Source organism: Paraburkholderia sp. UCT31, from assembly GCF_014397655.1.
Taxonomy (GTDB): Bacteria; Pseudomonadota; Gammaproteobacteria; order Burkholderiales; family Burkholderiaceae; genus Paraburkholderia; species Paraburkholderia tuberum.
Genome location: NZ_VZQP01000030.1, coordinates 1 through 26,648 on the forward strand (window position 1 = coordinate 1; position 26,648 = coordinate 26,648).

The following is a 26,648-nucleotide window of genomic DNA, read 5'->3' on the forward strand; positions in this document are numbered from 1 at the left end:
GTGGAGGGGCTGGCGGGGGAGCGCTAGGTATCGGCGCCTCGGCAGCGCGAAGCGCACGCCGTATCCACGAGGTCAATCCAGCGGCAACGCTCGAATCCCGTCGGCATCGATCTTCAGATAGCCGCCCCGGCGCTCGCCGTGATCGAGATCCCAGTCGGGCAGAACCCAGCGCGTGCCGCCCGGCTCGCGATGCCGCGCGGGCAGATGGGTATGCCCATGAATGATCGTCGCGGTCTTCGATTTCCTGAACAGCGCGGCGACACCTTGCGGGGTCACGTCATACTTGATCGGCATCGGCCGCGTGCGGCCATGCTCGCTCTTCGAGCGCATGTTCTCGGCGAGCTTGCGACGCCAACGAAACGGCCACGCGAGAAACAGAATCTGCGCGAGTCGATTGCGCGCGAAACACCTGAACAACTGATAGCCGCGATCCGCGGTGCACAGACCATCGCCATGGGCGAGCGCAATGCGCGTGCCGAACGCGGTAATCACGAACGGATCGGGCAGCCAGATCGCGCCGGCCGCTTTCATGAAGCGCTTGCCCAGCAGAAAGTCGCGGTTGCCGTGCATGATGTAAAGCGCGATGCCGCGCTCGGACAGCGTGTGCAGCAGCGCCGCAATATGGGCGACGAACGGCTCGCTCAGCATGTCGTCGCCGACCCAGTAGTCGAACAGGTCGCCGAGGATGAACACCGAGTCGGCCGCCTCCGCGCTCACGCGGATGAAATGCTCGAACGCGGCGACCGTGCGCGGAATCGCCTCGCTCAGATGCAGATCGGAGAGGAAGAAAAAAGGGCGCGCGGCGTGCGGGCGTCGGCCCTCGCCTGGCACGCCCGCGGCGACGCTTCGCAGCGGCGTCTCTTGCAGCATTGAAGGTGCCTGATTTCAGTTCAAAGGAGTCGACGCCCGCATGAGGCGCGACTCACTCACGGTTTAGTCGACGACGACAGCTTTTTCGATCACGACGTCATCGACCGGCACGTCCTGATGGAAGCCCTTCGAACCGGTCTTGACCTTCTTGATCTTCTCGACCACGTCCATGCCTTCGACGACCTTGCCGAACACCGCATAGCCCCAGCCTTGCGGCGTCGGCGACGAGTGGTTCAGGAAGTCGTTGTCGTTCACGTTGATGAAGAATTGCGCGGTTGCCGAATGAGGGTCGTTGGTACGCGCCATCGCGATCGAGCCGTTCTCGTTCTTCAGACCGTTGTTCGCCTCGTTGGTGATCGGCTCGGCCGTCGGCTTCTGCTTCATGCCGGGTTCGAAGCCGCCGCCCTGGATCATGAAGCCGTCGATCACGCGGTGAAACACCGTGTTGTCGTAGTGGCCGGCCTTCACGTAGTTCAGGAAGTTCTCGACCGACTTCGGCGCCTTTTCGGCATTCAGCTCGAGTTTGATGAGGCCGTGGTTCGTATGCAGTTCAACCATGATGGAATCCTTTGATGAACAGGTGGATAAAAGGCGCGGCGCGTCGTCATGTGCTGACGACCGGCCGCGCCGGGGCGTTGGTTGGGGCCGGGCTTCGGCCGCGCGGGTTTGCTTGCCCGTTCGTTTTTACTTGCTCACCACCGTCGCCGACTGGATCACGACCGGCTTCTGCGGCACATCGCTCATCGGGCCGCGCGTGGTGGTGGGCGTGGCTTCGATGCGTTTCACGACGTCCATGCCGCTCGTGACCTTGCCGAATACCGCGTAGCCGTTGCCGTCCGGATTCGGGTAGTCGAGATTGGCATTGTCCACCGTGTTGATGAAGAACTGCGCGGTGGCCGAATTCGGGTCGCTGGTGCGTGCCATCGCGATCGTGCCAGCGGTGTTCTTCAGACCGGTGCGGCTCTCGAGCGGAATCGGCGCGCGCGTTGGCTTCTCGACGAAGCTCTGCGTATAGCCGCCGCCCTGGATCATGAAGCCCGGAATCACGCGATGGAAGATCGTGCCGCTATATTGGCCGGCTTTCACGTAGTCGAGGAAATTGGCGACCGTCTTTGGCGCTTTCTCGGGATACAGCTCGACGCGGATGTCACCCTCCGACGTCTTCAGCAGCACGGAAGGATGAGCGGCCTGCGAACCGGACTGCGCAAAGGCGGGTGCGTTTGCGATCAGGGCGGCGCTGCCGAGCGCCAACATCAACCATTTCATGAAAGTCCTCGGGGTTGGAGAAAACTTGCGGCAGGCGACGAGCCCGGCGCTCAGCGCGACGGCGCCATGTACGGCGGCATGGCGAGCGAGCCATTCGGGCCGCCGAACTGGAAGCTCGGGCTGTCCGTGATGTTCGACGTGGGGTGCGCGGCGGGCACGGTCGTCTGCTCGGCGGCAGGCTGTGACGCCGCGGCAGCGGGCGTTGCCGGCGACACGACCTTCTGGATATCCGCGAGACGCTGCGCGGTCCTCGGGCTCGCCTTGCCGAGGCTCTCCGCGCGACGGTACGCGGCATCGGCGAGGCGCAGATAGAGGTCACCGAGGTTCTCGAACGCGAGGCCGTAGTTCGGATTGACCTGGGTGGCCATCTCGAGCGCCGCGCGCGCTTCGGTCAGACGGCCTTGTCTCGCGAAGAGTGTGGCGAGGTTGTTGTACGGCTCGGGCAACTCGGGATACAGCTGCGTGAGTTCGGTGAACGCTGTGATCGCTTCGTCGTCGCGATTCAGGTGCACGAGCACGTTTGCGCGTTTGAACTTCGCTTGTGCGTCGCGCGGATTCGCGGCGACGCGCGCATCGAGTTGGGTCAGCGCGGCTTGCCAGTTTTTCTGCGCGATCGAGGCGTCGATTTCCGGCGTATTGTCACGCACGGCGGGGCCTTGCGGCATCACCGCGGTCTTCTGCGCATAAGCGCTCGCGACCGGCACCGCGGCAAGTGCGGCAACGACGGTGACGCGCCACGCGAGGGCACGCGCCGCTTCGAAAGTAACGCCACCGACAACGTTGCCAAACGCAGTCGCGGCGAGGGTCGCAGCGCTGTGCGCGCGGCCGCTGGAGTGTTTCATAGGCTCAGGTCTCGATGTTATACTCCGAGCCATTCTAACAAAAGGTCTGCGCGTTCCGTCGAACCGCCGACTGTCTTTTCGCCACTCGTGGCCGTCTCCGCCCGGTTCGCAGCCTCGTCTGCAGCCTGATCGCCGCACGAGGTGCGCCGGTTTCAGCTGTATGCGATGTACCCGTTATCCTGTTCGTTTCGCGGGTCGCGGCGCGCATGAAGCACAATGCGGACTTCTTTCGGCCCACGCACCGCTCTCTATGGAATCTCTGCGCATTTACAACACGCTCGCGCGTGACAAACAGACTTTCGTGCCGCTGCGCGAAGGTGTCGTGCGGATGTACGTCTGCGGGATGACCGTGTACGACTATTGTCACGTCGGTCATGCGCGGGTGATGGTCGTGTTCGACATCGTGCAGCGCTGGTTGCGTGCGCTTGGCTACAACGTGACTTACGTGCGCAACATTACCGATATCGACGACAAGATCATCAAGCGTGCAGTCGAGAACGGTGAAACCATCAAATCGCTGACCGATCGCTTCATCGCCGCGCTGCATGAAGACGCGGACGCGCTCGGCATCGAGCGTCCGGACATCGAGCCGCGCGCGACCGACTTCATTCCGCAGATGCTCGGCATGATCGAGACGCTCGAGAAAAACGGCTACGCCTACCAGGCGAGCGACGGCGACGTCAACTACGCGGTACGCAAATTCGCAGGCTACGGCAAGCTGTCGGGCAAGTCGCTCGAAGACCTGCGCGCTGGCGAACGCGTCGCGGCCAACGACGCAAAACAGGACCCGCTCGACTTCGTGCTGTGGAAGCAGGCGAAGCCCGAGGAACCGGCCGACACCGGCTGGGATTCGAAGTACGGGCGCGGTCGTCCCGGCTGGCACATCGAGTGCTCGGCGATGGGCTGCACGCTGCTCGGTGAACAGTTCGACATTCACGGTGGCGGCCAGGATCTGCAGTTTCCGCACCACGAAAACGAGATCGCGCAAAGTGAGGCCGCGACCGGACAAACATTCGTCAATTACTGGATGCACAACGGCTACGTACAGATCGACAATGAGAAGATGTCGAAGTCGTTGAACAATTTTTTTACGATTCGCGAAGTGCTCGCGCAGTACGATGCAGAGGTGGTGCGTTTCTTCATCGCGCGCGCGCATTACCGCTCGCCGTTGAACTACAGCGACGTACATATCGGCGACGCGCGCAATGCACTCGCGCGTTTGTACACGGCGTTGAAAGACGTGACGCCCGATAGCGCCGTGCTCGACTGGAACGAAGCGCACGCGCAGCGTTTCCAGGCGGCAATGAACGACGACTTCAACACGCCGGTGGCCGTGTCGGTGCTGTTCGAGCTGGCCACCGAAGTGAACCGCACGCGCGACCCCGCGCTGGCCCGTCAATTGCGCGCGCTTGGCGCGGTGCTCGGGCTGCTCGGACGCGAACCGCGTGCATACCTGCAGCAGGCAGCGGGTGCTGCAGCCGAAGGCGCGCTCGAGCCCGTCGCGATCGAAGCGAAGATCGCCGCGCGCATCGCCGCCAAGCAGGCAAAGGACTATGCGGCAGCAGACCGGATCCGGGCCGAATTGCTCGATGCCGGCGTTGCCCTTGAAGACAAACCCGGCGGGTTGACCGAGTGGCGGCGCGTGTGAGCGCACCTCGTACTTCCCTCTGAACGACTCGCCAGGCAGGAGGCAGGATGGCAACGGCCACGAAGACGCCGGCTAAACGCGCGGCGTCTCAAACCAGTGCGGCTGCCGCAGCATCGGCTGCCGCAGCTCAGTCGACTCGTGCGGGCGGCGGCGCGGTAGACAAAGCGCCCTCGAAGGCGGGCGGGGCGGCGGCGAAAGCCGACTCGACCGCGGCAAAGAAGAGCGCAGCCAAACGCTCGCTCAATGGCGCGGCCACTGAAGCTGCGCACGCGCCTGCGAAACGCGCGAAAACGGCGTCGCGTGCGAAGGGCAACGGTGCGTTGCCGGCCAAACTCGCGGCCGAGCTTGCCGGCGACGTGCAGGAACTCGCGCGCGACACGAACGCGGGCGAAGTCGTGCGCAAGACGCGCGTATCGGCCACCTCGGCGAGCACGGCCAGCGCGGGCGGCGAAGCGGCCGGTGTCGCATCGCTCGCGAACGAAGTCGCGGTGCCGGTGCAGATCGGCGGTCTCGCGCCTGAAGTCACGCGTCCCGCGTATTGGGACAAGGCGTGCGCGGATCTCGTCAAGCGCGATCGCATTTTGAAGAAGCTGATTCCGAAGTTCGGCCCCGTGCATTTGCTGAGTCGTGGCGATCCTTTCGTCACGCTAGCGCGCTCGGTGGTCGGCCAGCAGATCTCGGTCGCGTCGGCACAGGCCGTGTGGGCGAGGGTCGAAGTCGCGTGTCCGAAGCTCGTGCCGCAGCAGTTCATCAAGCTCGGTCTCGAGAAGCTGACCGCGTGCGGTTTGTCGAAACGCAAGGCCGAATACGTGCTCGATCTCGCGAGGCATTTCGTGTCGGGCGCGTTGCACGTCGGCAAGTGGACGTCGATGGACGACGAGGCGGTGATCGCCGAACTCACGCAGATTCGCGGCATCGGCCGCTGGACCGCGGAGATGTTCCTGATTTTCAACCTGTCGCGTCCCGATGTGCTACCGCTCGACGACCTCGGCCTGATCCGCGCGATCAGCGTCAACTATTTCAGCGGCGAACCCGTCACGCGCAGCGAAGCGCGCGAGGTTGCCGCGAACTGGGAGCCGTGGCGCACGGTGGCGACCTGGTACATGTGGCGTAGTCTCGATCCGTTACCGGTCGACTACTAAAGAAGAACAGGAAACGAAGCCGTTTCAAAGACTATCGCGTATATGATATCGATAGTTGAGAAATGGTTTTGACATCGGCGCACGCGGTTAGAATACGCGCTGCCCGGTAAGTCCAAGGATTACAACCAATGAAGACCACGTTTCTGGATTTCGAACAGCCGATCGCTGAACTCGAAGCGAAGATCGAAGAATTGCGCTTCGTGCAGGACGACTCGGCCGTCGATATTTCGGAAGAGATCGAGCGGCTGTCCAAGAAGAGCCAGCAGCTCACCAAAGATCTGTATGCGAACCTCACACCGTGGCAGGTTTCGCAAATCGCCCGTCATCCGCAGCGTCCGTACACGTTCGACTACGTGAGCGAGCTGTTTACCGATTTCCATGAACTGCATGGCGACCGCAACTTCGCGGACGATCTGTCGATCGTCGGCGGTCTCGCGCGGTTCAACGGCCAGGCGTGCATGGTGATCGGTCATCAGAAGGGCCGCGACACCAAGGAGCGCGCGCTACGCAACTTCGGCATGCCGCGTCCGGAAGGCTATCGCAAGGCCGAGCGGCTGATGCGCCTCGCCGAGAAGTTCGGCCTGCCGATCTTCACGTTCATCGACACGCCGGGCGCGTACCCGGGCATCGGCGCGGAAGAGCGGGGCCAGTCCGAAGCGATCGGCCGCAATCTGTACGTGATGGCCGAGCTGAAGACGCCGCTGATCGCGACGATCATCGGTGAGGGCGGCTCGGGCGGCGCACTCGCTATCGCGGTGGGCGACAGCGTGCTGATGTTGCAGTTCTCGACCTACTCGGTGATCTCGCCGGAAGGCTGCGCATCGATCCTGTGGAAAAGCGCCGCCAAGGCACCGGAAGCAGCGGAGGCGCTCGGCCTGACCGCGCATCGTCTGAAGGCGCTCGGTCTGATCGACAAGATCGTCAACGAGCCGCTCGGCGGCGCGCATCGCGATCCGAAGGGCATGGCGGCGATGCTGCGCCGTGCGCTCGCCGATTCGCTGCGCCAGTTCCAGGGTATGAGCACCAACGACCTGCGCGAACGCCGTTTCGAACGGCTGATGGCGTACGGCAAATTCAAGGAAACGACGCCGGGCGCATAAGCCCGCGCGTTGGCCTGTCTCTTTCGTCCACCGGCGCTTTCCGCGCTAACGACGTGACCACCACCGCCGACTCATCCGCCGAGCGCCTCGTGATCGAGGCGCTCGGCGCCGCGCTGTCCGGGCTCGATTCGAACGCGCGCATTGCGGTCGCATTCAGCGGCGGCGTCGATTCGAGCGTGCTCCTCGATGCGGCGGTGCGCGTCGCGGGTGCGTCGCGCTGTATCGCGCTGCACGTGCATCATGGTTTGAGTCCACATGCCGATACGTGGCTTGCGCACTGCGAGGCTTTCGCGCGCGAACGTGGCGTCGAATTCGACGCGCGACGCGTGGATGTTTCGCGCGCGCCGGGCCTGAGCATCGAGGCCGCGGCACGCGACGCGCGTTATCGCGCGCTCGACGCGATGTGCGCAACGCACGGCATTAGCACGCTATGGCTCGCGCAGCATGCGGACGATCAGGCCGAGACCGTGCTGCTGCAACTGCTGCGCGGCGCGGGGCTCGCGGGTCTCGCGGCGATGGCGCCCGGCACGCTGCCGACAGGTGCGTCGACGACACGTGTGCGGCCGCTTTTGCATCTGCTGCGCGCGCAGCTCGAACACTATGCGAGCGCGCGCAAGCTGCGCTGGATCGACGACGAATCGAACGCGGACACGCGTTATGCGCGCAACGCCTTGCGTCATCAGGTGATGCCGGCGCTCGCGGTGCACTTCCCGGGCTTTCGCGATGCGCTCGCGCGCACGGCCGCGCATTCGGCATCGGCGCAGCGATTGCTCGACACGCTCGCGCGCGCCGACATGGAAAGCGCGTCGCGCGATGAAGGACGCGCCCTCGCGCACGACGTGCTGCTCGCTCTCGACGACGATCGCGCGCTGAATCTGCTGCGCTACTGGATGCGTACGCTCGGCTTCGTCGCGGCATCGAGCGCGCGTGTCGCGGATGCACTGCGGCAGTTGCGCGAAGTGGCTGCGGGGCAGGACGGACATCGGCTGCGCATCGATCATGCGGGGCATGCGTTGCGCAGCTATCGCGGCCTCGTCTACTGGGAAGCCGGCGATAGCAGCGAACCCGCCGACGAAACCGCGCTCGTCGAGCGCGAGATCAGTGAACTCGCGTGGCAAGGGCAAGAGATCTGGCATTTGCCGCAATGGCGCGGCACGTTCGTGTTCGCGATGGTGGATGCAGCCGCTGTGGATGCAGCCGCTGTGGATGCAGCCGCTGTGGATGCAGCCGCTGCTTCCGACGTAGCCGATGCAGCGCACGCAGCGCCACGTAACGAAGCATGCGACATCGTTCCCGTCAGCGTCCTGCAACGAGCCTCTCTAAGCGTGCGGGCGCGCCGCGGCGGAGAACGCATGCGCGTCGGTGTGCCGAACACGCCCAGCCGCACGCTGAAGAACCTGTTTCAGGAGCGCGGCATTCCCGCATGGAAGCGCGACGTGCCATTGCTTTACGTTGGCGATGAACTGCTGTTCGTGCCGCTGATCGGCGTGAATCGCGGGACCGTGCGCGACGCATCTCCGGAGCGCGAAGCGTGCGTGAAAATCGTCTGGCGCGAGGATCTGCTGATCGCCTGAGCGTCGGTCGGACAGTCGCGCAAGCCGTGCGTGCAGATGTCGAAAGCGTGAAACAGGGCGCAAATCAACGATAAAACAGGCCATTGCAGGCCTGATTCGACGCATTTGAGCGCTCGTTGCGTCTTGTCTTTTTGCGCCTAATCAGGTACTTTAGCTTGTTTGCCCGACCCGATTTCGCCGTCGCTTTTGTCGCTATCGGTCGTTAGTGCCGGCGGGCGTGCGTGATCCGTCGTCGCCGTTCAATTCCGATCAGCCATTTGCGATTTTCATCCCGGGCAAATCCGCGCGTGCTGCACGCGTGCTGCATCTACGCCGCCACACACTTTGCCGCCGTTCACGAGACGTTGCGCCCCTGTGCTTTCTGTGCGGTCGTCTCCAGCGCGCCAGCGCGGTTTCTCTTCCAGTTCAGAACGACAATGGCACTCATCGTACATAAATACGGCGGCACCTCGATGGGCTCGGTCGAGCGCATCAAGAACGTCGCCAGGCGCGTCGCGAAATGGCACAAGGCCGGCCATCAGATGGTCGTCGTGCCGTCGGCAATGTCCGGCGAAACCAATCGCCTGCTTGGCCTCGCGAAAGAAATCACGACTCAACCGAGCCCGCGTGAGCTCGACATGATCGCCGCCACCGGCGAGCAGGTCAGCTCGGGTCTGCTCGCGATCGCGCTGCAGGAAGCCGGCGTCGAAGCGGTCAGCTACGCAGGCTGGCAGGTGCCGGTCAAGACCGATAGCGCGTTTACGAAAGCGCGCATCAGCGACATCGACGGCGAGCGCGTCATGCAAGACCTCGCAGCCGGCAAGGTGGTCGTGATCACCGGCTTCCAGGGCATTGACCCGGACGGCCACATCACGACGCTCGGCCGCGGCGGCTCGGACACGTCGGCAGTCGCGGTCGCGGCCGCGCTGAAGGCCGACGAGTGCCTGATCTACACGGACGTCGACGGTGTGTACACGACGGACCCGCGCGTCGTTGAAGAAGCGCGCCGGCTCGACCGCGTGACGTTCGAAGAAATGCTGGAAATGGCCAGCCTGGGTTCGAAGGTGCTGCAGATCCGCTCGGTGGAATTCGCCGGCAAATATCAGGTGAAAACGCGCGTGCTGTCGAGCCTGACCGATCCGCTGATGCCACTCGACGAAGAAATGAAGTCGGGCACCCTGATTACTTTTGAAGAAGACGAGACCATGGAAAAAGCAGTCATCTCGGGTATCGCGTTCCAGCGCGACGAAGCTCGTATCGCCGTGATGGGCGTGCCCGACAAGCCGGGCATCGCGTATCAGATTCTCGGCCCGGTGGCGGACGCGAATATCGATGTCGACATGATCATCCAGAACCAGAGCGTCGAGGGCAAGACGGCATTCACGTTCACGGTTGGCCGCGGCGACTATGCGCGTGCAATGGAAATCCTCACCGGCACGGTAAAGGCGCACGTCCAGGCCGAGCAGGTGCTGGGCGACCCGAAGGTGTCGAAGGTGTCGGTGGTCGGCGTCGGGATGCGCTCGCACGTCGGCATCGCCAGCAAGATGTTCCGCACGCTGTCGGAAGAGGGCATCAACATTCAGATGATCTCGACCTCGGAGATCAAGATTTCGGTGTTGATCGACGAAAAGTACATGGAGCTCGCGGTACGCGCGCTGCATAAGGCCTTCGAACTCGATCAGGCATAAGTGGCGGGAAAAACGGGGCGCTCTGGAGCGTCCCGTTTGTTTTGTGGCGTTCATGTGAATGAATTGCGTGATGAGACGCCACGTTGGCACAAATAATGTTCGTCAGACATTGACCTTATCGGCCCGGCCCGCTATGATCTTGGCTTCGTCGCACTGACTCCCTGTGCGACAGAAAGTTTGGGAGACGTGGCCGAGAGGTCGAAGGCACTCCCCTGCTAAGGGAGCATCTGGGCCAAAACCTGGATCGAGGGTTCGAATCCCTCCGTCTCCGCCAGCAATGGTGGCGAAACCCCGCAGAGTCTAGGCTCTGCGGGGTTTTTGTTTTTGCGGGGCTTGATTTTGATCTCGCTCGATACTTCAGCGATGTCAGCGGCATTCCCAGCCCTCCAGCGTGTGACCACGTCCTACGTGAATAGGCAGCTCTGCTGATCAATGCATGGCGCCGTTAGCCCGCCACGCTGGTCCGCAGAAAACCGCGCCAGATCCGGCGCGGCAGGCAAGGAGTCCGCATGACTGATCCCGTCGTGCCGCTGACCGAGACCGCCTCGCTTAGAACGCGTGCCGCAACCCCACCATGCCGACGAACTGAGACGGACCCGATGACGGCGTCGTGTTCTGCGAGTCGCCGACCACCGCGACCGCGTCGGCGATGGTCACACCGCTGCCCGACGAGATCAGCGACTTGCCGCCTGCATGCTGATAGGCCTCGAGCGCGTACAGCGTGGTGCGCGTCGACAGGTTGTAGGTTTGTTCGAGCGAGATCTGATGATAGTGCGCCGGATCGCTGATGCCGTTCGCCTTGCTTGCCTGGGTGAAGCTATAGCCGCCGCCGACCGTCACGCTCGGCGTGATCCGGTACGTCGCGATCGCACCGTACGTGTTGAACACGGCCTTGTCGAAGAACAGCGAGCCGTGGCCCGGCGCGTACTGCACATTCGAGTAGTTGAGGCCCACCATCAGATCGTGCCACGTATAGCGACCCGCCGCGGCGAACAGCTGCGCGCTGCGCGCGCTCGCGTAACCGTTGTTGACCGGCGAGTTGATCGCGAAGCTGCCGAGCGCCGCGCTCGTCGAAATGTCCTTCAGCTTCACGTAGCCGGCTGCGAGCGACACGGGCTGGAAGTCATAACGCAGCGCCGCGCTGAACAGGCTGCCGTTCGCGACGCTGCCGGGCACGCCGCCGAGACCATACTGCGCGCTTGCCTGCAGGCCCCCGATCGTCGGCGATAGGTAGGTTACCGAATTATTGAAGCGCAGCGTCGTGTCGAGGGCGTCGAGATCGCCGGGGTGCGCGCCGGTCGCGCCGGTCAGCACGCCGGTCGGTCCGAGCGCGCCGACCATCTGGAAGTAGGGTGTGTACTGGCGGCCGAGCGTCACCGTGCCGTAGCGGTCGTTCGCGAGGCCGACATAGGCCTGGCGATTGAACAGGTAGCCCGCGGTGCTTTGCGCGCCAGTCAGCGAATTGAAGCCGCTCTCGAGCCGGAAGATCGCCTTCGTGCCGCCGCCGAGATCTTCCGAGCCGAGGAAGCCGAACTTGCTCGCCTGCAGGTTGCCCTGGCTCATATAGAAATTCGAATGCCCCTTCTGGTTGCTGGCATAGGCGAACGCATTGTCGACGACGCCATACAGCGTGACGCTGCTTTGCGCCGATGCGCTGGTGGACAACGCGGTGCCCGCGAACGGCAGGCAGCAGAGGACGAACGCGCGGGTGCGCGCGCGCTGGTTTATTTTCATGATTGGGATGTCTCCAGACTGATGGGACGGCCTGATCCCTCGGGCCGGTGCGGTGTGTTGTTCAGTGCGGCACCGAAATCGTCAGGCAGCGCCAGCCGTCCGCGGTGTGATCGGTGACGAGCGTGCCGTTAGCGCAGACGACCGCGCGTGTTTCGCGCATCGGCACGAACACGCGCACTTGCGGCTGCACGCGCGGCATCCATTGCGAACGCTCGAGCGTCACCCGCAAAGTGTTTGCGTCGCCCGTCAGCGTGACGTTCCAGCGGCCTTGCTCGCCGTTGCGCCAGGCTTCGGTCTCGCCGTCGTCCTCGATCGAGCCGCCTTGCGCGGTGCCCGCGTCGGCATACGGAACCGCGAGGAATGCGCGTTCGTCGGCGGGGCGGCCAAAATGCTGCTCGGCGATGTTGAGCGGAATCACGCTGCCTTCACGCAGCAGGAACACCGGCCGCTCGAACGGCGCGGGCAACGTGACGGTCTGGCCGCCGTCGAACGTTTCGCCGCTCCAGTACGACACCCAGCGCGAACCGGCCGGTAGATACACGGCGCGCGTGCTCTGGCCCGGATCGACCACTGGCGCGACCAGCATCGACGGGCCGAGCATCATGTCGTCGCCATCGACGAGGCAGCGCGGATCGTGCGGAAACTCCGCGAACAGCGGCCGCAGCACCGGCTCGTACGCGCTATGCGATTGCCACAGCAGCTCGTAGAGATAAGGGATCAGGCGATAGCGCAGCTTGATCAGGTCTGCCACGTGCCGCGTGACTTCGGGATGCATCCACGGCTCGTTGACGGTGCCGTCGTCGTTCCACGAGTGAATCGAAAAGCGCGGCAGGAAGATGCCGAACGCGACCCAGCGCGCGAACAGCTCCGGCTCCGGGGCCGGACCCGAGAAGCCGCCGATGTCGTGACCGCTATTCGACACGCCCGACATCGCGAGCCCGAGCCCCATCTTCAGATTGAAGCGCAGCGTTTCCCACGACGTGTAGTTGTCGCCCGACCACGTCTGCACGTAGCGATGCATGCCGACGCCGCCCGAGCGCGACACGAGGAACGGGCGCCTGTCAGGCGCGTGCTCGCGCTGCGCGTCGTGCGACGCGCGCATCATCAGCTGCGTCTGCAGCACCTTCGCCTGGTGTGCCGGATACGGCTTGCCGAAGCCGCGCGCGATCGCATGCGGCGACCAGATCTCGAACTCGTTGTTGTCGTTCCAGGTGGCCGCGATGCCGTATTTGAGCAGTGCGTCCTTCACGCGAGCTTTCCACCAGTCGATCGTCGCGGGATTCGTGAAGTCGAGGTACGCGCCGACTTCGTCCCAGAACTGCACCCATGCGGGATCGCCATCGGGCGCTTCGATCAACAGGCCGGCGTGGGCGACGTCGTCGAACGCTGGGTGGTCTTGCAGCAGACACGGCTTGATGTTCGCGCACAGACGCACGCCGAGATCGAGATAGCTCCGCACGAAGCCGTCGATGTCCGGAAACTTGCCGTGATTCCAGTTGAACACGTAGCGCTTCGGCCCGATCGACGTATAGCCCGACGACAGATGGAACGAATCGCACAGCACGTCGTGTTCGCGGCAACGCTCGATGAATTTGCCCATCTGCTTTTGCGCGTCCGGCGCGTCGGTATAGCTCATCGTCGAGCCCGAGTAGCCGAGGCCCCACTTCGGCATCCACGCGGGACGTCCGATGAGCCACGTGAAGCGGCGCACCGCGTCGAGCGGCGAGCCGGGCGATGCGATGAAGTAGTAGTCGAGATCGCCATGCTCGGCGATGAAGTGCCGATAGTGACCGTGATAGTTGTCGAGCTCGCGGCCCATGTCGAAGCGGCAATCGGCGAGCGTGTCGTAGAACAGGCCGAAGCCCGTCGACGTCTGCGGCTGCCACGTCACGTAGAACGGGATGTGCTTGTACAGCGGGTCCGTGGTGCGCGCGCTGTAGCCCATCGCGTCGATGTTGCGCATCTCGTAGCTTTGCCGCGCGCGATCGAGCGAGCCGGCACGCTCGCCGAGGCCCACGTACATTTCGTCGCGGCGCCGCTCGACGTAGTGATAGACGCGCGAGTCCCACCAGCCGAAGTTGTACGCCTGGGTCTTGCGATCGCTCATCACGCGATGCCATGTGCCTTCGTGAAGGATGTCCCAGGCGCAGGCGCCGCCTTCGAGCGCCACGCTCACGCGCACGCGCGCCGTTTCGATCACGATGTGACCGGCTGCTTCGTTCACCGTGAACGGCGGCGGCGTGAAGCCGCTCAGGTCGCGGCGCTCGCGGCCTTCGAGCGGCACGTCGTCCATCCCGGGCGCGATCGCCCATGTGCGCGGGCCGCGCGTTTCGCCGTCCGGCAGCACGAGCACGCGGATGATGTCCTCGGCGAGCACGAACAGCTCGATGCGGCAATTCGGCTGCGCGCTTAGCACGACCGGGTTGGCCGCCGGGTTGCCAGCGTGGGGGACGAGCGCGAAACGCGGCGGATGTTTGAGATTGATCTGTGAACGCATGATGAGTCTTCGAGGAAGGTCAGGCAGCAGTGTTGACGCTCAGTTCGACGCGGCGCGCGCGGCCGTGGCGCGGCACACCGCGCATCAGGATGATCAGCAGCGTCGCGCCGATGATGTCGAATGCGCCGAGCGCACCGAACAGCGGCGTGTAGCCGATCGAATCGGCGAGCGCGCCGACCATCAGGGAGAAGCCGAGGCCGCCGATCCACGCGGCCATGCCCGCGAAGCCGGCGACGGTGCCGACTTCGCCCGGATCGAATACGTCGGCGGCGAGCGTGTTGACGAGCGCCGAGATCATCTGGTGCGCGAAGCCGCCGACGCAGAAGAGGGCGATGGCCTGGTAGGGCGACGCGACGAGACCGATCGATGCCGGCCCGATCATCATCAGCGCGCCGAGCACGACGCCCGAGATGCGCGACCAGATCAGCGGCACGCGAAAATGCTTCATCAGGAATGGCGACAGATAGCCGCCGAACAGACCGCCCAGGTCCGCGGCTAGAAACGGCAGCCACGCGAACATCGCGATCTGCTTCAGATCCATATGACGCTGCGTGGCGAGATAGAGCGGAATCCAGAAGCTGAACGTCTGCCACGCGGGCTCGGCGAAAAAGCGCGCTTGCGCGATCGCCCAGAAGCGGCGCGTGCGCAGCACTTCACGCACGCTCGCGCGGCGCGCGGCGGGCGGTGCCTGGCCTTCGACGATCGCGGCGCGCTCGGCATCGCTCACGCGCTTGTGCTCGGCGGGCGAGCGGTACAGCACGAACCATGCGGCGGCCCACACGAAGCCGAGCGCGCCAGTCACCGCGAACGCGCTCTGCCAGCCGTAGCGCAGCGACAGGAAAACGACGAGCGGCGGCGCGAGCAGCGAGCCGAGCGAGGTGCCCGCATTGAAATAGCCGACCGCGACGGATTTCTCGCGATCGGGAAACCATTCGGCGACGACCTTCATGCCGGCCGGAATCGCGACCGCTTCGGACAGGCCCATGAAGCCGCGCAGCGCCGCGAGCGAAAACCAGCTGCCCGCGAAACCGTGGAACACGCCGGTCAGCGACCACAGGCACGCGAACAGCGCGAAGCCGAGGCGCAGGCCGATCAGATCGATGATCAGGCCGCAGACGGGCTGCATCACCGTATAGCCGACCTGGAACGCGCCGACCACGTACGAGTACTGCCGCGTGTTCATGTGCAGCAGTTTCATCAGCTCGGGCGCCATCACGCCGAGCGCGTTGCGCGACAGATAGTTGACGATCGTCCCAACGCACACGAGGGCGATGATCCACCAGCGCAATCCCTTGATCGTTTTCAAAATCAGTCTCCGTGGCGCATTGAGCAGTTGCTTCCGACGCAGTGCTCGGGTATGCGCGAATTCGAACATTTCTTGATTTTCAATGGCAGTCATCCTATCACTTGGAATCGACCTGGATATCCGGGAAAACCATAGTTGTTGCCATGTTTTTCCTTGATTTTTCGGGATAATTTGATATTTTTTTGCCTGGTATCGGAGTGGTGATCGGATGACTATGGTGAAAAATATCGAACAGATATGTTCTTTCGAACTTTAAAATGTTCGTTTTCGGGATGTCAGCCAGGCCGCGAGCCGGCGCCCGCGCGGAGGGTGCTTTTTCACCGCCGTCTGGCGTGTGTAACCAGACATTACGCCGCCGCCGGCGAGGCGATTTTCAGCATCAGTTATTACAAAGTTGAAATACGCGTGTTGCTGCCTTTGCGTTATATTTCCGCCAACAAAACATGTTCCTACAAAGGTGATCAATGAAGTCCGCTCGTCTTGTTCCGCTTGTGTTCGGCGTGTTGACGTTGGCTGCATCGGGTGCCGCGATGGCCGCGGGGCTCAACGTCGGGGTCAATATCGGCATTCCCGCGCCGGTCTACGTCACACCGGCGCCGGTCTACGCACCGCCGCCGCCGCCGCCGCCGCCCGTCGTCTATCAGCCGGCTCCCGTGTACTACGGCGGTCCGCAAATCGTGATCGGCTGGCATGGCGACCGTTACTGGGACGGCCATCGCTACTGGGCGCGCAACGACTGGTATCGCCACCATCCGCCGGGCCGCGGCGACTATGCGCGCGGTCACTACGACCAACATCGCGGCTGGCACTGAGTCGCCATTGCGTCAGCGCTGAAGCGCGCCAACCGGCCGCAGCGATGACAGAACCGCCCTTGGAGGGCGGTTTTGTTTTTTGTGCTGAAACATCCGTCGCTGACGCATTTCGTCGCAGTCGGCCGCCAGATCGCGCAAGCTAATTGGGTAGAATCCCCCACATCGCCACTGCCCATTTACCAGCAGGACTCCATGACAACTGGCTCGCGACGGGTTCAAACGCCTGAGGGACTTCGACACAGCGTGATCCATGGACCCTTGCGCGCCGCGCTCGCCGTCGCGTTGCTGTGCGCGAGTCTGCTCGTCGCGCCGCACGCGCATGCCGCGCATGCGATCGCGCAATACGGCGAGCCCAAATATCCGGCCGGCTTCAAGCACTTCGACTACGTCAATCCCGATGCGCCGAAAGGCGGCACGCTCGTGCTCGCGAACCCGAGCCGTCTAACGAGCTTCGACAAGTTCAATCCGTTCACTCTGCGTGGCAATGCGGCGCCCGGCCTCGAATTGATGTTCGAGAGCCTGACGATCGGCAGCAGCGACGAAGTCGCGTCCGCCTACGGGCTGCTCGCCGACGACATCGTCGTCGCGCCCGACGGTCTGTCGGTCACGTTCCACATCAATCCGCGCGCGCGCTTTTCGAACGGCGACCCTGTGACCGCCGACGACGTCAAGTTCTCTCTCGACACGCTGAAGAGCCCGCAGGCCGCGCCGCAGTTCGCATCGCTTTTCAGCGAGATCAAGCGTGCGGTCGTCGTCGATCCGGCCACGGTGCGCTTCGAGTTTCGCGAGCGCAATCGCGAGTTGCCGCTGCTCGCGGGCAGCATGCCGGTGTTCTCCCGCAAGTGGGGGATGAAGCCCGACGGCAGCCGCGTTCCGTTCGACCAGCTCGCATTCGAAAAGCCAATCGGCAGCGGGCCGTATCTGATCGACAGCTACGACAACGGCCGCACGATCACGTTCAAACGCGACCCGCACTATTGGGGCGCCGATCTGCCGGTGCGCGTCGGCATGAACAACTTCGATCGCATCGTCTACAAGCTGTATGCCGATAGCACCGCGCGGCTCGAGGCGTTCAAGGCTGGCGAGTACGACGCGCTGGTCGAATACATCGCGCGCAACTGGGTGCGGCGCGACGTCGGCAAGAAGTTCGACAGTGGCGAGTTGATCAAGCGCGAGTTTGCGCAGCACAACGGCACCGGCATGCAGGGCTTTTTCCTGAACACGCGCCGGCCGCTGTTCCAGGATGTGCGGGTGCGCAAGGCGCTCGATCTCGCGCTCGACTTTCAGTGGCTGAACCGCCAGCTGTTTTTCAACCAGTACACGCGCATCGACAGCTATTTCGCCAACACCGAATGGCAGGCGAAGGGGCTGCCTTCGCCTGGCGAGCTCGCGCTGCTGGAGCCGTTTCGCGCCCAACTCGACCCGGCGGTATTCGGGCCGCCGCCGAAGCAGCCCGATACCGATCCGCCCGGCTCGCTGCGCGCGAATCTGCTGCAGGCGCGCGATCTGCTGCAGCAGGCCGGCTGGACCTATCGTGACGGCGCGCTGCGCAACGCGAAGGGCGAGCCGTTCCAGTTCGAGATACTCGACGACTCGGGTTCGGCCTCGTCGATGGAGCCGATCATCGCGACCTTCACGCGCAATCTGCAAAAGCTCGGCATTACCGCGAACTTCCGCACCACCGACTTCGCGGTCTATCAGAAGCGGCTCGACGCATTCGACTTCGACGTGACGACGATTCGCATGCCCGACGTGCAGGTGCCGGGCTCCGAGCAGATCACCCGCTTCGGCAGCAAGGCCGCCGATACCCCCGGCTCGGACAACGCGATCGGCCTGAAGTCGCCGGCCGTCGACGCGGTGCTCGACGCGCTCGTGCATGCGCAAACGCGCGAGCAGCTGACCGATGCCGCGCACGCGCTCGATCGTCTGCTGACGCATGGCTACTATGTGGTGCCGCACTGGTACAGCGGCACGCATCGCGTCGCGTTCAAGCGCGGGCTCGCGTGGCCGAAGACGCTGCCGCTGTACTATGGCGCGGAGGGCTGGATCACGACGATGTGGTGGTACGAGGATCCGCGGGCGCGCACGCCCACGCCCACGGGCAGCGCCGACTGATCCGCAGATCCATCGCCCCCACCAACGCGTTCGCACTGGAACACCGCCTATGTGGAGCTACATCCTCAAACGCCTGCTGCTGATGATCCCGACGCTGCTCGGCGTGCTGACGCTGACCTTCGTCGTGATCCAGTTCGTGCCGGGCGGCCCCGTCGAGCAGATGCAGCACGAACTGCGCAAGGGCGCGGAGGGCGCCTCGCCGTTCGGGCTGCGCTCGCATAGCGGCGTCGATGCGCAACAGATCGCGCAACTGAAGCAGTTGTACGGCTTCGACAAACCGCCGCTCGAACGCTACGTGCTGATGCTCAAGCGCTTCGCGACCTTCGATCTCGGCCAGAGCTATTTCCGTCATCAGAGCGTGTGGTCGCTGATCGTGTCGAAGCTGCCGGTGTCGATCAGCATCGGCCTGTGGACGTTCTTTCTCACCTATCTGATATCGGTGCCGCTCGGCATCGCGAAGGCGGTGCGCAACGGCTCGCACTTCGATATCGCGACGAGCCTCGTCGTGCTGGTCGGCTACGCGATTCCGGGCTTCGTGCTCGGCGTGCTGCTGCTCGTGCTGTTCGGCGGCGGCACGTTCCTGCAGCTGTTTCCGCTGCGCAACCTCACTTCCGACAACTGGGACCAGTTGAGCCTCGTCGGCAAGATCCTCGACTATCTATGGCATATCACGCTGCCGATCACGGCGTCGGTGGTGGGCAGCTTCGCGGTCGTCACGATGCTGACGAAAAACGCGTTCCTCGACGAAATCCGCAAGCAGTACGTGCTGACCGCGCGTGCCAAAGGTTTGTCCGAGCGGCGCGTGTTGTGGAAGCACGTGTTTCGCAATGCGCTGCTGCCGCTGATCGTCAATTTCCCGGGCGCGTTCATCGGCGCGTTCTTCACCGGCAGCCTGCTGATCGAAACGCTGTTCTCGCTCGACGGGCTCGGGTTGCTGTCGTATGAATCGGTAATGCGGCGGGACTATCCGGTCGTGCTCGGCACGTTGTATCTGTTCACGCTGATCGGCCTCGTCACGCGGCTGATCTCCGACCTTTGCTATGTGTGGGTCGATCCCCGCATCCAATTCGAACAACTGGAGCGCTGATGAATCGAGCCCGCCTTTCCGCCGACGCGGCGGCGCGCACCGAACCCGCGCGGGCACTGATGTCGCCGTCACCGGCGCGTCGCGTGTGGCAGCGTTTTCGCCGGCAGCGTCTCGGCTACTGGAGCCTGATCATCTTCGTCGTCGCGTTCGCGGCGAGCCTCGTGGGGCCGCTGTGGTCGAACGACAAGCCGGTCGTCGTGCGCTACGACGGCCATCTGTATTTCCCGCTCGTCGAGACCTACGCCGAGACCACCTTCGGTGGCGACTTCCCCACGCCGACCGATTATCTCGATCCGTACATCCGTCACCGCTTCGATGCGCCGGGCAACTTCGCGCTGTATCCGCCGAATCATTACTACTACGACACGCTCAATTACTTTTCGAAGACGCCCAACCCGGCGCCACCGTCGCGCGAGAACTGGCTCGGCACCGACGACCGCGGCCGCGATCTGTTCGCGCGTCTGCTGTACGGCTTCGGCGTGTCGGTCGTGTTCGGCCTCGTGCTGACCGTGATCAGCACGATCGTCGGCATCGCCGCGGGGGCGGTGCAAGGTTACTTCGGAGGGCGAACGGACATCGTCGGGCAGCGTCTGATCGAGATCTGGAACGCGATGCCGCAGCTCTATCTGCTGATCATCTTTTCATCGATCTTCGAGCGTAGCTTCGCTCTTTTGATCGTGCTGCTGTCGCTGTTCAACTGGATCGGCCTGTCCGACTACGTGCGCGCCGAGTTCCTGCGCAATCGCCAGCAGGACTACGTGCGCGCCGCGCGCGCGATGGGCCTGTCGCATTGGCAGATCATGTGGCGTCACGTGTTGCCGAACAGTCTGACGCCGGTCATCACGTTCCTGCCGTTCAGCATGAGCAGCGCGATTCTCGCGCTGACGAGTCTCGACTTCCTCGGCCTCGGCGTGCCGCCGCCGACGCCGAGCCTGGGCGAACTGCTCGCTCAGGGCAAGGCGAATCTCGACGCGTGGTGGATCTCGGTGTCGACCTTCGGCGTGCTGGTGGCGATGCTGCTGCTATTGACCTTCATGGGCGACGCGCTGCGCAACGCGCTCGACACGCGTATCGCCGATGCGATACACGCCGGAGGTGGTCAATGAGCGCGCTGCCGCAAATCGATCCGCAATCGACGGACACGCCGCTGCTCGAACTCGACCATCTGCGTGTCGCGTTCGGCGACACGGTGGCCGTCGACGACGTCACGCTCGCGATCGCGCGCGGTGAACGCGTCGCGCTCGTCGGCGAGTCGGGCTCGGGCAAGAGCGTGACCGCGCTGTCGGTGCTGCGCCTGCTGAACGACGCGCAGGTGAGCGGGGCGATCCGCTTCGATGGCAAAGATCTGCTCGCGAAGAGCGAGCGTGCGATGCGTGGCCTGCGCGGCTCGGACATCGCGATGATCTTCCAGGAACCGATGACCGCGCTCAATCCGCTGTATACGATCGGCGACCAGATTGCGGAAACGATCGTCGTGCATGACGGCGTCAGCGCGACCGAAGCGTGCAGGCGGGCGGTCGCGCTGATCGCGCGCACCGGCATCACCGAGCCGGAGAAGCGCATCAACAGCTATCCGCATCAGCTGTCGGGCGGGCAGCGGCAGCGCGCGATGATCGCGATGGCGCTCGCCTGCCGGCCGCGCCTGTTGCTCGCCGACGAGCCGACCACCGCGCTCGACGTGACGATTCGCGCGCAAATCGTCGAGCTTCTGCTGGAACTGCAGCGCGACGAAGCACAAAAGCGCGGCATGGCCGTGCTGCTGATCACGCACGACCTGAACCTCGTGCGTCACTTCGCGCAGCGCGTCGCGGTGATGGAGCGAGGCGTGCTGGTCGAAACCGGCACGGTCGAGCAGGTGTTCGAGGCGCCGCGCCATCCGTATACCCAGCGGCTGCTCGCGAGCCGGCCGCAGCGCGAGGTCGTGCCGGTGCTGCCGATCTCGCCGGTGCTGCTCGAAGCGCGCGACGTGGCGGTCGACTTCAGAACGAAGCTGCCCGGCCCGCGTGGCTGGTTCGGCGCGGGGCGGTTTCGCGCGGTCGACGCGGCGAACGTGTCGGTGCGCCAGGGCGAGACGCTCGGGATCGTCGGTGAATCGGGATCGGGCAAGTCGACGCTCGCGATGGCACTGCTCGGTCTGCAGCGCACCGCGCATGGCGAGATCCAGTTTCAGGGCAGGGCGCTCGCGAGCTATCGCGGCGCCGAAAAGACCGCGCTGCGCTCGAATATGCAAGTCGTCTTTCAGGACCCTTTTAGTTCGCTTTCGCCGCGGCAGACGATCGAGCGGATCGTCGGCGAGGGGCTCGCGCTGCATCGGCCGCAGATGACTCCGCAGGCGCGGCGCGACAAGGTCGTCGCGGTGCTGCGCGAAGTCGGCATCGACCGGACCGCGCTGTATCGCTATCCGCATGAATTTTCGGGCGGGCAGCGGCAGCGCATCGCGATCGCGCGCGCGCTGGTACTGGAGCCGCGCGTGCTGATCCTCGACGAACCGACCAGCGCGCTCGACGTATCGATCCAGCAGCAGGTGCTCAAGCTGCTCACCGGTTTGCAGCACAAATACAACCTCGGCTTCGTGTTCATCAGCCACGACCTGGCAGTGATCGGTGCGATGGCGCACCGAGTCGTGGTGATGCAAAACGGATCGATCGTCGAGACCGGCGAAGTCGAGAAAATTTTTGCTGCGCCCGCGCATCCTTACACGCGAAAGCTGCTGAAAGCGGCGCTTGATCGTTGATTTTTCACCCTTTCCCCAATTGAGTGCGTCTGCCGATTGATTTTTCCTATTCCTTTTGACAGGCAAATACTTACTGGCTAGTATCGAGCAAACTTTTTTTCTAGACCCCTGATTTTTTGGCAAAAACTACCGACCAATGCAGCACAGAAACTTCACCCAGGCTTGCACGCGCGTCGTCGCCGGGATGTTCATTGGCGTCTTGATGGCAGCAGCTCCCGGCGCGTTCGCCGACGAAGTAAGCGGTTTTAATCAGAATGTCTCATATCCGACCACCAACGGCTCGGATCCTATCTCCCTTCTCACTCCCCAAACCAAGGCCGCCGGCAGCGCAGGCGGCAGCGCCAAATCGTTCCTGTCGGGCATGGCGGGCAAAGCGGGCGACGTGGTGGTCGGCGCGTTGAACATGATCGGCGTTCGCTACCGTTGGGGCGGCAATACGCCTGATTCGGGGCTCGATTGCAGCGGTTTCGTGCGCTACGTGTTCCAGGACACGCTCGGTCTCGCGCTGCCGCGCCGTGCCGAGGAAATGAGCCGCCTGGGCGAGAAGGTGCGGGTAAGCGACCTGAAGCCGGGCGATCTGGTGTTCTTCAATACGATGCGCCGCACGTTCTCGCACGTCGGCATCTATATCGGCGACAACAAGTTCGTGCACTCGCCGTCCACCGGCAGCACGATCCGCGTCGACGACATGGATGACGGCTACTGGGAAAAGCGCTTTACGGGTGCGCGTCGGATCGAGACCTCGTATCAGGCCGACGATCTGCGCAAGCGCGTGACCGCGACGATCGGCGGGAATAACTGATTCGGCGCCAGGCCTGGCGATAAAAAAGCCTGCTTCGTTCGAAGCAGGCTTTTCGCGTTTGATGCGCGCATTTTTGCCATGACGACGCACAGCGACTGTGCGTCGCCGGGCTTTCAGGCGCCCATGCGCCGCGCGGCGAGCTTGCGCTGCAACTCCGGCATCATCTTCGCGACCGCTTCCTCGCCGGCGAGGATCGCGGCGTTGCGCTGTGAGAAATCGCTGCCGCTCATCGCCGCGAGATTCGGCCGGATCACCACGTCGGCGTACTTGTCGAGCTCGTAGGCCTTGATCGTCTGGCCCATGATCGTGAAGGTCTGCATCAACACGTCGAACGAGCTTGCCGTGACGCCGTTTTCCGGTCGCTGGGAGATATCGACGGCGATCACGAAATCCGCGCCCATCTTGCGCGCGAACGACGCCGGTACCGGACTCACGAGACCCCCATCCACGTACTCGTGACCGCCGATCTTCACCGGCTCGAAAATCGACGGCACGCTGCACGACGCGCGCACCGCGATGCCGGTGTTGCCACGCTGGAACAGGATCGGCTGGCCGGTTTGCAGATCGGTCGCGACCACGCCGAGCGGCCTCGCCATCTTCTCGATCGGGCGGTTGTTCAGCGTCCTGTTCAGGTAGTTCTGCAGCGCGACGCCCTGCAGGAAGCCGCGCGTACGAAACGGCATCGCCCAGTCGCTGATCGACGCTTCGTCCATCGACAGCGCGAGCTTGTTCAGCGCGAAGCCGTTCATGCCCGACGCGTACAGCGCGCCGACGACGGAGCCGGCGCTCGTGCCGGCAATCAGGTCGATCTGGATATTGCGCGCCTCGAGAGCCTTGATGACGCCGATGTGCGCAAAGCCGCGCGCGGCGCCGCCGCCGAGAGCGAGCGCGACGCGAACCGGCTTCTGTTGCGCTTTTTCAGGCGGCGGGGGAACGGCGGACGTCGCGGTGATCGGCGCGCCATCGAGTTTGCCGGCGGTCGTGGTGCAGGCGGCAAGCACCGCGGATGCGGCCGCCAGCGAAAAGCTGCGGCGGCTCAAGTTCGGGGATGAGGGTTTCAACGAGTTCTCCAGCAACGGCGCGCGCGACGCGAGCGGCGTCGCGCGTACCGCGATCAGGCTGAGGTCAGACCGGGCGGATCGCCGGCGGCGATTGCGCGCGCTTGCAGCGGTGTTCGCTCCGTATCGGATCGATGTGCGGTAAGCCCGCATCGCAGCGCGCGCACATCTTAATGCAAACGATCGGCTCGCGCGGTCGGCTGTAATGAAACGTTGCAGAGGAAGTATTCGGAACTGACGCGGCGCTTTTTCAAGATGAGTTGGGCGAGCGCTGGGAAGGTGCGTACGCAGATGTCCGGACGCCGTTCGCCCATGCGCCTTAGGCCGTTCGGACGAGGGCGGCAACCCGCGTGCGGAAGGTATAATTCGGCTCTTGCACTTATTCCCTCGTGGCCGTGCGCGACGTCGCGCGCAGCATGGGCACGCTCCGCTGCCGCGCTTCGCAGCCATGTTCGCCTGAGCGCCAGCGCCTGTTTTCCGAGTAACCGCTAATGACCACCTCCGTTCGTACCCGTTTCGCACCGAGTCCCACCGGCTTCATCCACCTGGGCAACATCCGCTCCGCGCTGTATCCGTGGGCGTTCGCGCGCAAGATGAAAGGGACCTTCGTGCTGCGGGTCGAGGACACCGACCTCGAGCGCTCCACGACCGAATCCGTCGACGCGATTCTCGAAGGCATGGCGTGGCTTGGCCTCGATTTCGACGAAGGCCCGTTCTACCAGATGCAGCGCATGGACCGGTACCGCGAAGTGCTGAAGCAGATGCAGGAGGCGGGGCTCGTCTATCCGTGCTACATGTCGACCGAAGAGCTCGACGCGCTGCGCGAGCGCCAGCGCGAAGCAGGCGAAAAGCCGCGCTACGACGGCACGTGGCGCCCGGAGCCGGGCAAGGTGCTGCCGGAGCCGCCCGTGGGCGTGAAGCCGGTGCTAAGGTTTCGCAATCCGCTGACCGGCGTGGTCGCGTGGGACGACGCGGTGAAAGGCCGCATCGAAATCTCGAACGAAGAACTCGACGACCTCGTGATCGCGCGTCCGGACGGCACGCCGACGTATAACTTCTGCGTCGTCGTCGACGATCTCGACATGCGCATCACTCACGTGATTCGTGGCGACGACCACGTCAACAACACGCCGCGCCAGATCAACATACTGCGCGCGCTCGGTGGCGAGCCGCCGGTGTATGCACACCTGCCGACCGTGCTGAACGAGCAGGGCGAGAAGATGAGCAAGCGCCACGGCGCAATGAGCGTGATGGGTTATCGCGATGCGGGGTATCTGCCGGAAGCGGTCGTCAACTATCTGGCGCGCCTCGGCTGGTCGCATGGTGACGCGGAGATTTTCACGCGCGAGCAGTTCGTCGAGTGGTTCGATCTCGAGCACCTCGGCAAGTCGCCGGCGCAGTACGACCATGACAAGCTGAACTGGCTCAACGCGCACTACATCAAGGAAGCCGACAACGCACGCCTCGCCGAACTGGCGAAACCGTTCTTCGCGGAGCTCGGCATCGACGAAGCCACACTCGCCCAAGGTCCGGATCTGACGGGCGTGGTGGGCCTGATGAAGGATCGGGCGTCGACCGTGAAGGAGATCGCGCAGAACGCCGCGATGTTCTATCGCACCCCGGCGCCCGACGCTGAGTCGCTTGCACAGCACGTCACCGACGCGGTTCGTCCGGCGCTCGCTGATCTGGCCGCTGCATTGAATACGGTCGAATGGACCAAGGAGGCGATCGCCGCCGCGCTGAAAGCGACGCTCGGCACGCACAAGCTGAAGATGCCGCAGCTCGCGATGCCGGTGCGTCTGCTGGTGGCGGGTACGACGCATACACCGTCGATCGATAGCGTGCTGATGCTGTTCGGTCGCGACGTCGTCGTTAGCCGCATCGAAAAAGCGCTTGGCTAATCCGTTGGCGGCGTGTCAGAGGTTTCGCATGCCTCCGGAGAAAATTCGAATGTAATTGCTCAAAGGGTATTTACAAAGCGCAGATCGCCCTCTAAAATCTCGTTTCTCTGATGTGCGCGGGGGTATAGCTCAGCTGGGAGAGCGCTTGCATGGCATGCAAGAGGTCAGCGGTTCGATCCCGCTTACCTCCACCAACAGGGCAGAGAGGTGAAAGTGGTTAAGAAGTCTGATGGTTGTAGAAAAAAGACTTCACAAATCGCTGAAATGTAGTTAAAGTAGCGTTCTTCGCTGTTGACCAGAAAATAGCTTGGCGAATTAACTGAAAAGTTAGCGCGAGTTGATCAAGTCAAAAGCGAATTGAGACGGATCTGAAAAGATTTTGTCCCCTTCGTCTAGAGGCCTAGGACATCACCCTTTCACGGTGAGTACAGGGGTTCGAATCCCCTAGGGGACGCCAAACATCAGCGTCGCTTTAGTATTCGAGTAGTAGAGC

At 63.7% G+C, this 26,648-nt stretch carries 20 protein-coding genes and 3 tRNA genes; 15 read left to right on the forward strand and 8 right to left on the reverse strand.

Annotation, left to right across the window (positions count from 1 at the left end):
• Positions 1 to 72: 72 nt before the first annotated feature.
• The 4 genes from F6X40_RS23995 to F6X40_RS24010 form a co-directional block, all read right to left on the reverse strand.
• Positions 73 to 870 (reverse strand): UDP-2,3-diacylglucosamine diphosphatase, encoded by a 798-nt coding sequence (locus F6X40_RS23995; protein WP_184067678.1) that lies wholly within the window; start codon positions 868 to 870, stop codon positions 73 to 75.
• Between the two features lie 63 nt (positions 871 to 933).
• Positions 934 to 1,428, reverse strand: coding sequence for a peptidylprolyl isomerase (locus tag F6X40_RS24000; protein WP_184067681.1), 495 nt, complete (start codon positions 1,426 to 1,428; stop codon positions 934 to 936).
• A gap of 126 nt (positions 1,429 to 1,554) precedes the next feature.
• Entirely contained in the window at positions 1,555 to 2,136 is a 582-nt protein-coding gene (locus F6X40_RS24005; protein ID WP_184022474.1) for a peptidylprolyl isomerase, read from the reverse strand.
• 50 nt (positions 2,137 to 2,186) lie between these two features.
• Positions 2,187 to 2,978, reverse strand: coding sequence for a tetratricopeptide repeat protein (locus tag F6X40_RS24010; RefSeq protein WP_184057269.1), 792 nt, complete (start codon positions 2,976 to 2,978; stop codon positions 2,187 to 2,189).
• 250 nt (positions 2,979 to 3,228) lie between these two features.
• Between F6X40_RS24010 and cysS the strand changes: the two genes are divergently transcribed.
• From cysS to F6X40_RS24040, 6 genes are all read left to right on the forward strand, one after another.
• The gene (cysS, locus tag F6X40_RS24015; protein WP_187629509.1) at positions 3,229 to 4,626 is read left to right on the forward strand and encodes a cysteine--tRNA ligase; all 1,398 of its coding nucleotides are present in this window, start codon (positions 3,229 to 3,231) and stop codon (positions 4,624 to 4,626) included.
• A 47-nt stretch (positions 4,627 to 4,673) separates the two neighbouring features.
• The gene (locus F6X40_RS24020) at positions 4,674 to 5,768 is read left to right on the forward strand and encodes a DNA-3-methyladenine glycosylase family protein (protein ID WP_187629510.1); all 1,095 of its coding nucleotides are present in this window, start codon (positions 4,674 to 4,676) and stop codon (positions 5,766 to 5,768) included.
• A gap of 128 nt (positions 5,769 to 5,896) precedes the next feature.
• The gene (locus F6X40_RS24025; RefSeq protein ID WP_090800690.1) at positions 5,897 to 6,868 is read left to right on the forward strand and encodes an acetyl-CoA carboxylase carboxyltransferase subunit alpha; all 972 of its coding nucleotides are present in this window, start codon (positions 5,897 to 5,899) and stop codon (positions 6,866 to 6,868) included.
• 53 nt (positions 6,869 to 6,921) lie between these two features.
• The gene (tilS, locus tag F6X40_RS24030) at positions 6,922 to 8,442 is read left to right on the forward strand and encodes a tRNA lysidine(34) synthetase TilS (protein ID WP_187629511.1); all 1,521 of its coding nucleotides are present in this window, start codon (positions 6,922 to 6,924) and stop codon (positions 8,440 to 8,442) included.
• Positions 8,443 to 8,858: 416 nt separating this feature from the next.
• Positions 8,859 to 10,109 (forward strand): aspartate kinase, encoded by a 1,251-nt coding sequence (locus F6X40_RS24035; protein ID WP_090800687.1) that lies wholly within the window; start codon positions 8,859 to 8,861, stop codon positions 10,107 to 10,109.
• A gap of 180 nt (positions 10,110 to 10,289) precedes the next feature.
• A tRNA-Ser gene (locus F6X40_RS24040) sits at positions 10,290 to 10,383 on the forward strand.
• A gap of 275 nt (positions 10,384 to 10,658) precedes the next feature.
• Here F6X40_RS24040 and F6X40_RS24045 read toward each other — a convergent pair.
• The 3 genes from F6X40_RS24045 to F6X40_RS24055 form a co-directional block, all read right to left on the reverse strand.
• A complete protein-coding gene (locus F6X40_RS24045; RefSeq protein ID WP_090800656.1) occupies positions 10,659 to 11,843 on the reverse strand; it encodes a porin in 1,185 nt (394 codons plus the stop codon).
• A 61-nt stretch (positions 11,844 to 11,904) separates the two neighbouring features.
• Complete coding sequence (locus F6X40_RS24050; protein ID WP_187629512.1) at positions 11,905 to 14,340, reverse strand: glycoside hydrolase family 31 protein; 2,436 nt, start codon at positions 14,338 to 14,340, stop codon at positions 11,905 to 11,907.
• 19 nt (positions 14,341 to 14,359) lie between these two features.
• Positions 14,360 to 15,646, reverse strand: a complete 1,287-nt coding sequence (locus F6X40_RS24055; RefSeq protein ID WP_187629513.1) for an MFS transporter — start codon at positions 15,644 to 15,646, stop codon at positions 14,360 to 14,362.
• A 464-nt stretch (positions 15,647 to 16,110) separates the two neighbouring features.
• Between F6X40_RS24055 and F6X40_RS24060 the strand changes: the two genes are divergently transcribed.
• From F6X40_RS24060 to F6X40_RS24085, 6 genes are all read left to right on the forward strand, one after another.
• Complete coding sequence (locus tag F6X40_RS24060; RefSeq protein ID WP_184066281.1) at positions 16,111 to 16,458, forward strand: hypothetical protein; 348 nt, start codon at positions 16,111 to 16,113, stop codon at positions 16,456 to 16,458.
• A gap of 192 nt (positions 16,459 to 16,650) precedes the next feature.
• Positions 16,651 to 18,573, forward strand: a complete 1,923-nt coding sequence (locus tag F6X40_RS24065; RefSeq protein WP_187629514.1) for an extracellular solute-binding protein — start codon at positions 16,651 to 16,653, stop codon at positions 18,571 to 18,573.
• Positions 18,574 to 18,622: 49 nt separating this feature from the next.
• Positions 18,623 to 19,660 (forward strand): microcin C ABC transporter permease YejB, encoded by a 1,038-nt coding sequence (locus tag F6X40_RS24070; protein ID WP_013089745.1) that lies wholly within the window; start codon positions 18,623 to 18,625, stop codon positions 19,658 to 19,660.
• A complete protein-coding gene (locus F6X40_RS24075; protein ID WP_187629515.1) occupies positions 19,660 to 20,766 on the forward strand; it encodes an ABC transporter permease in 1,107 nt (368 codons plus the stop codon). Before F6X40_RS24070 ends, F6X40_RS24075 begins: the two co-directional genes overlap by 1 nt.
• Positions 20,763 to 22,394 carry an ABC transporter ATP-binding protein gene (locus tag F6X40_RS24080; RefSeq protein WP_187629516.1) on the forward strand — a complete coding sequence of 544 codons (1,632 nt, stop codon included), beginning with the start codon at positions 20,763 to 20,765 and terminating at the stop codon, positions 22,392 to 22,394. The genes F6X40_RS24075 and F6X40_RS24080 overlap by 4 nt, the downstream gene beginning before the upstream one ends.
• Before the next feature lie 136 nt (positions 22,395 to 22,530).
• Complete coding sequence (locus F6X40_RS24085) at positions 22,531 to 23,196, forward strand: C40 family peptidase (RefSeq protein WP_187629517.1); 666 nt, start codon at positions 22,531 to 22,533, stop codon at positions 23,194 to 23,196.
• 113 nt (positions 23,197 to 23,309) lie between these two features.
• Here the strand turns inward: F6X40_RS24085 and F6X40_RS24090 are convergent, their stop codons facing one another.
• On the reverse strand, positions 23,310 to 24,257 hold the full coding sequence (locus F6X40_RS24090) for a patatin-like phospholipase family protein (RefSeq protein ID WP_187629518.1): 948 nt from the start codon (positions 24,255 to 24,257) through the stop codon (positions 23,310 to 23,312).
• Positions 24,258 to 24,745: 488 nt separating this feature from the next.
• Between F6X40_RS24090 and gltX the strand changes: the two genes are divergently transcribed.
• The 3 genes from gltX (at position 24,746) to F6X40_RS24105 (ending at position 26,612) form a co-directional block, all read left to right on the forward strand.
• Entirely contained in the window at positions 24,746 to 26,155 is a 1,410-nt protein-coding gene (gene gltX / locus F6X40_RS24095; RefSeq protein WP_187629519.1) for a glutamate--tRNA ligase, read from the forward strand.
• A 118-nt stretch (positions 26,156 to 26,273) separates the two neighbouring features.
• A tRNA-Ala gene (locus F6X40_RS24100) sits at positions 26,274 to 26,349 on the forward strand.
• Between the two features lie 187 nt (positions 26,350 to 26,536).
• Positions 26,537 to 26,612, forward strand: a tRNA-Glu gene (locus F6X40_RS24105).
• Positions 26,613 to 26,648: the final 36 nt, after the last annotated feature.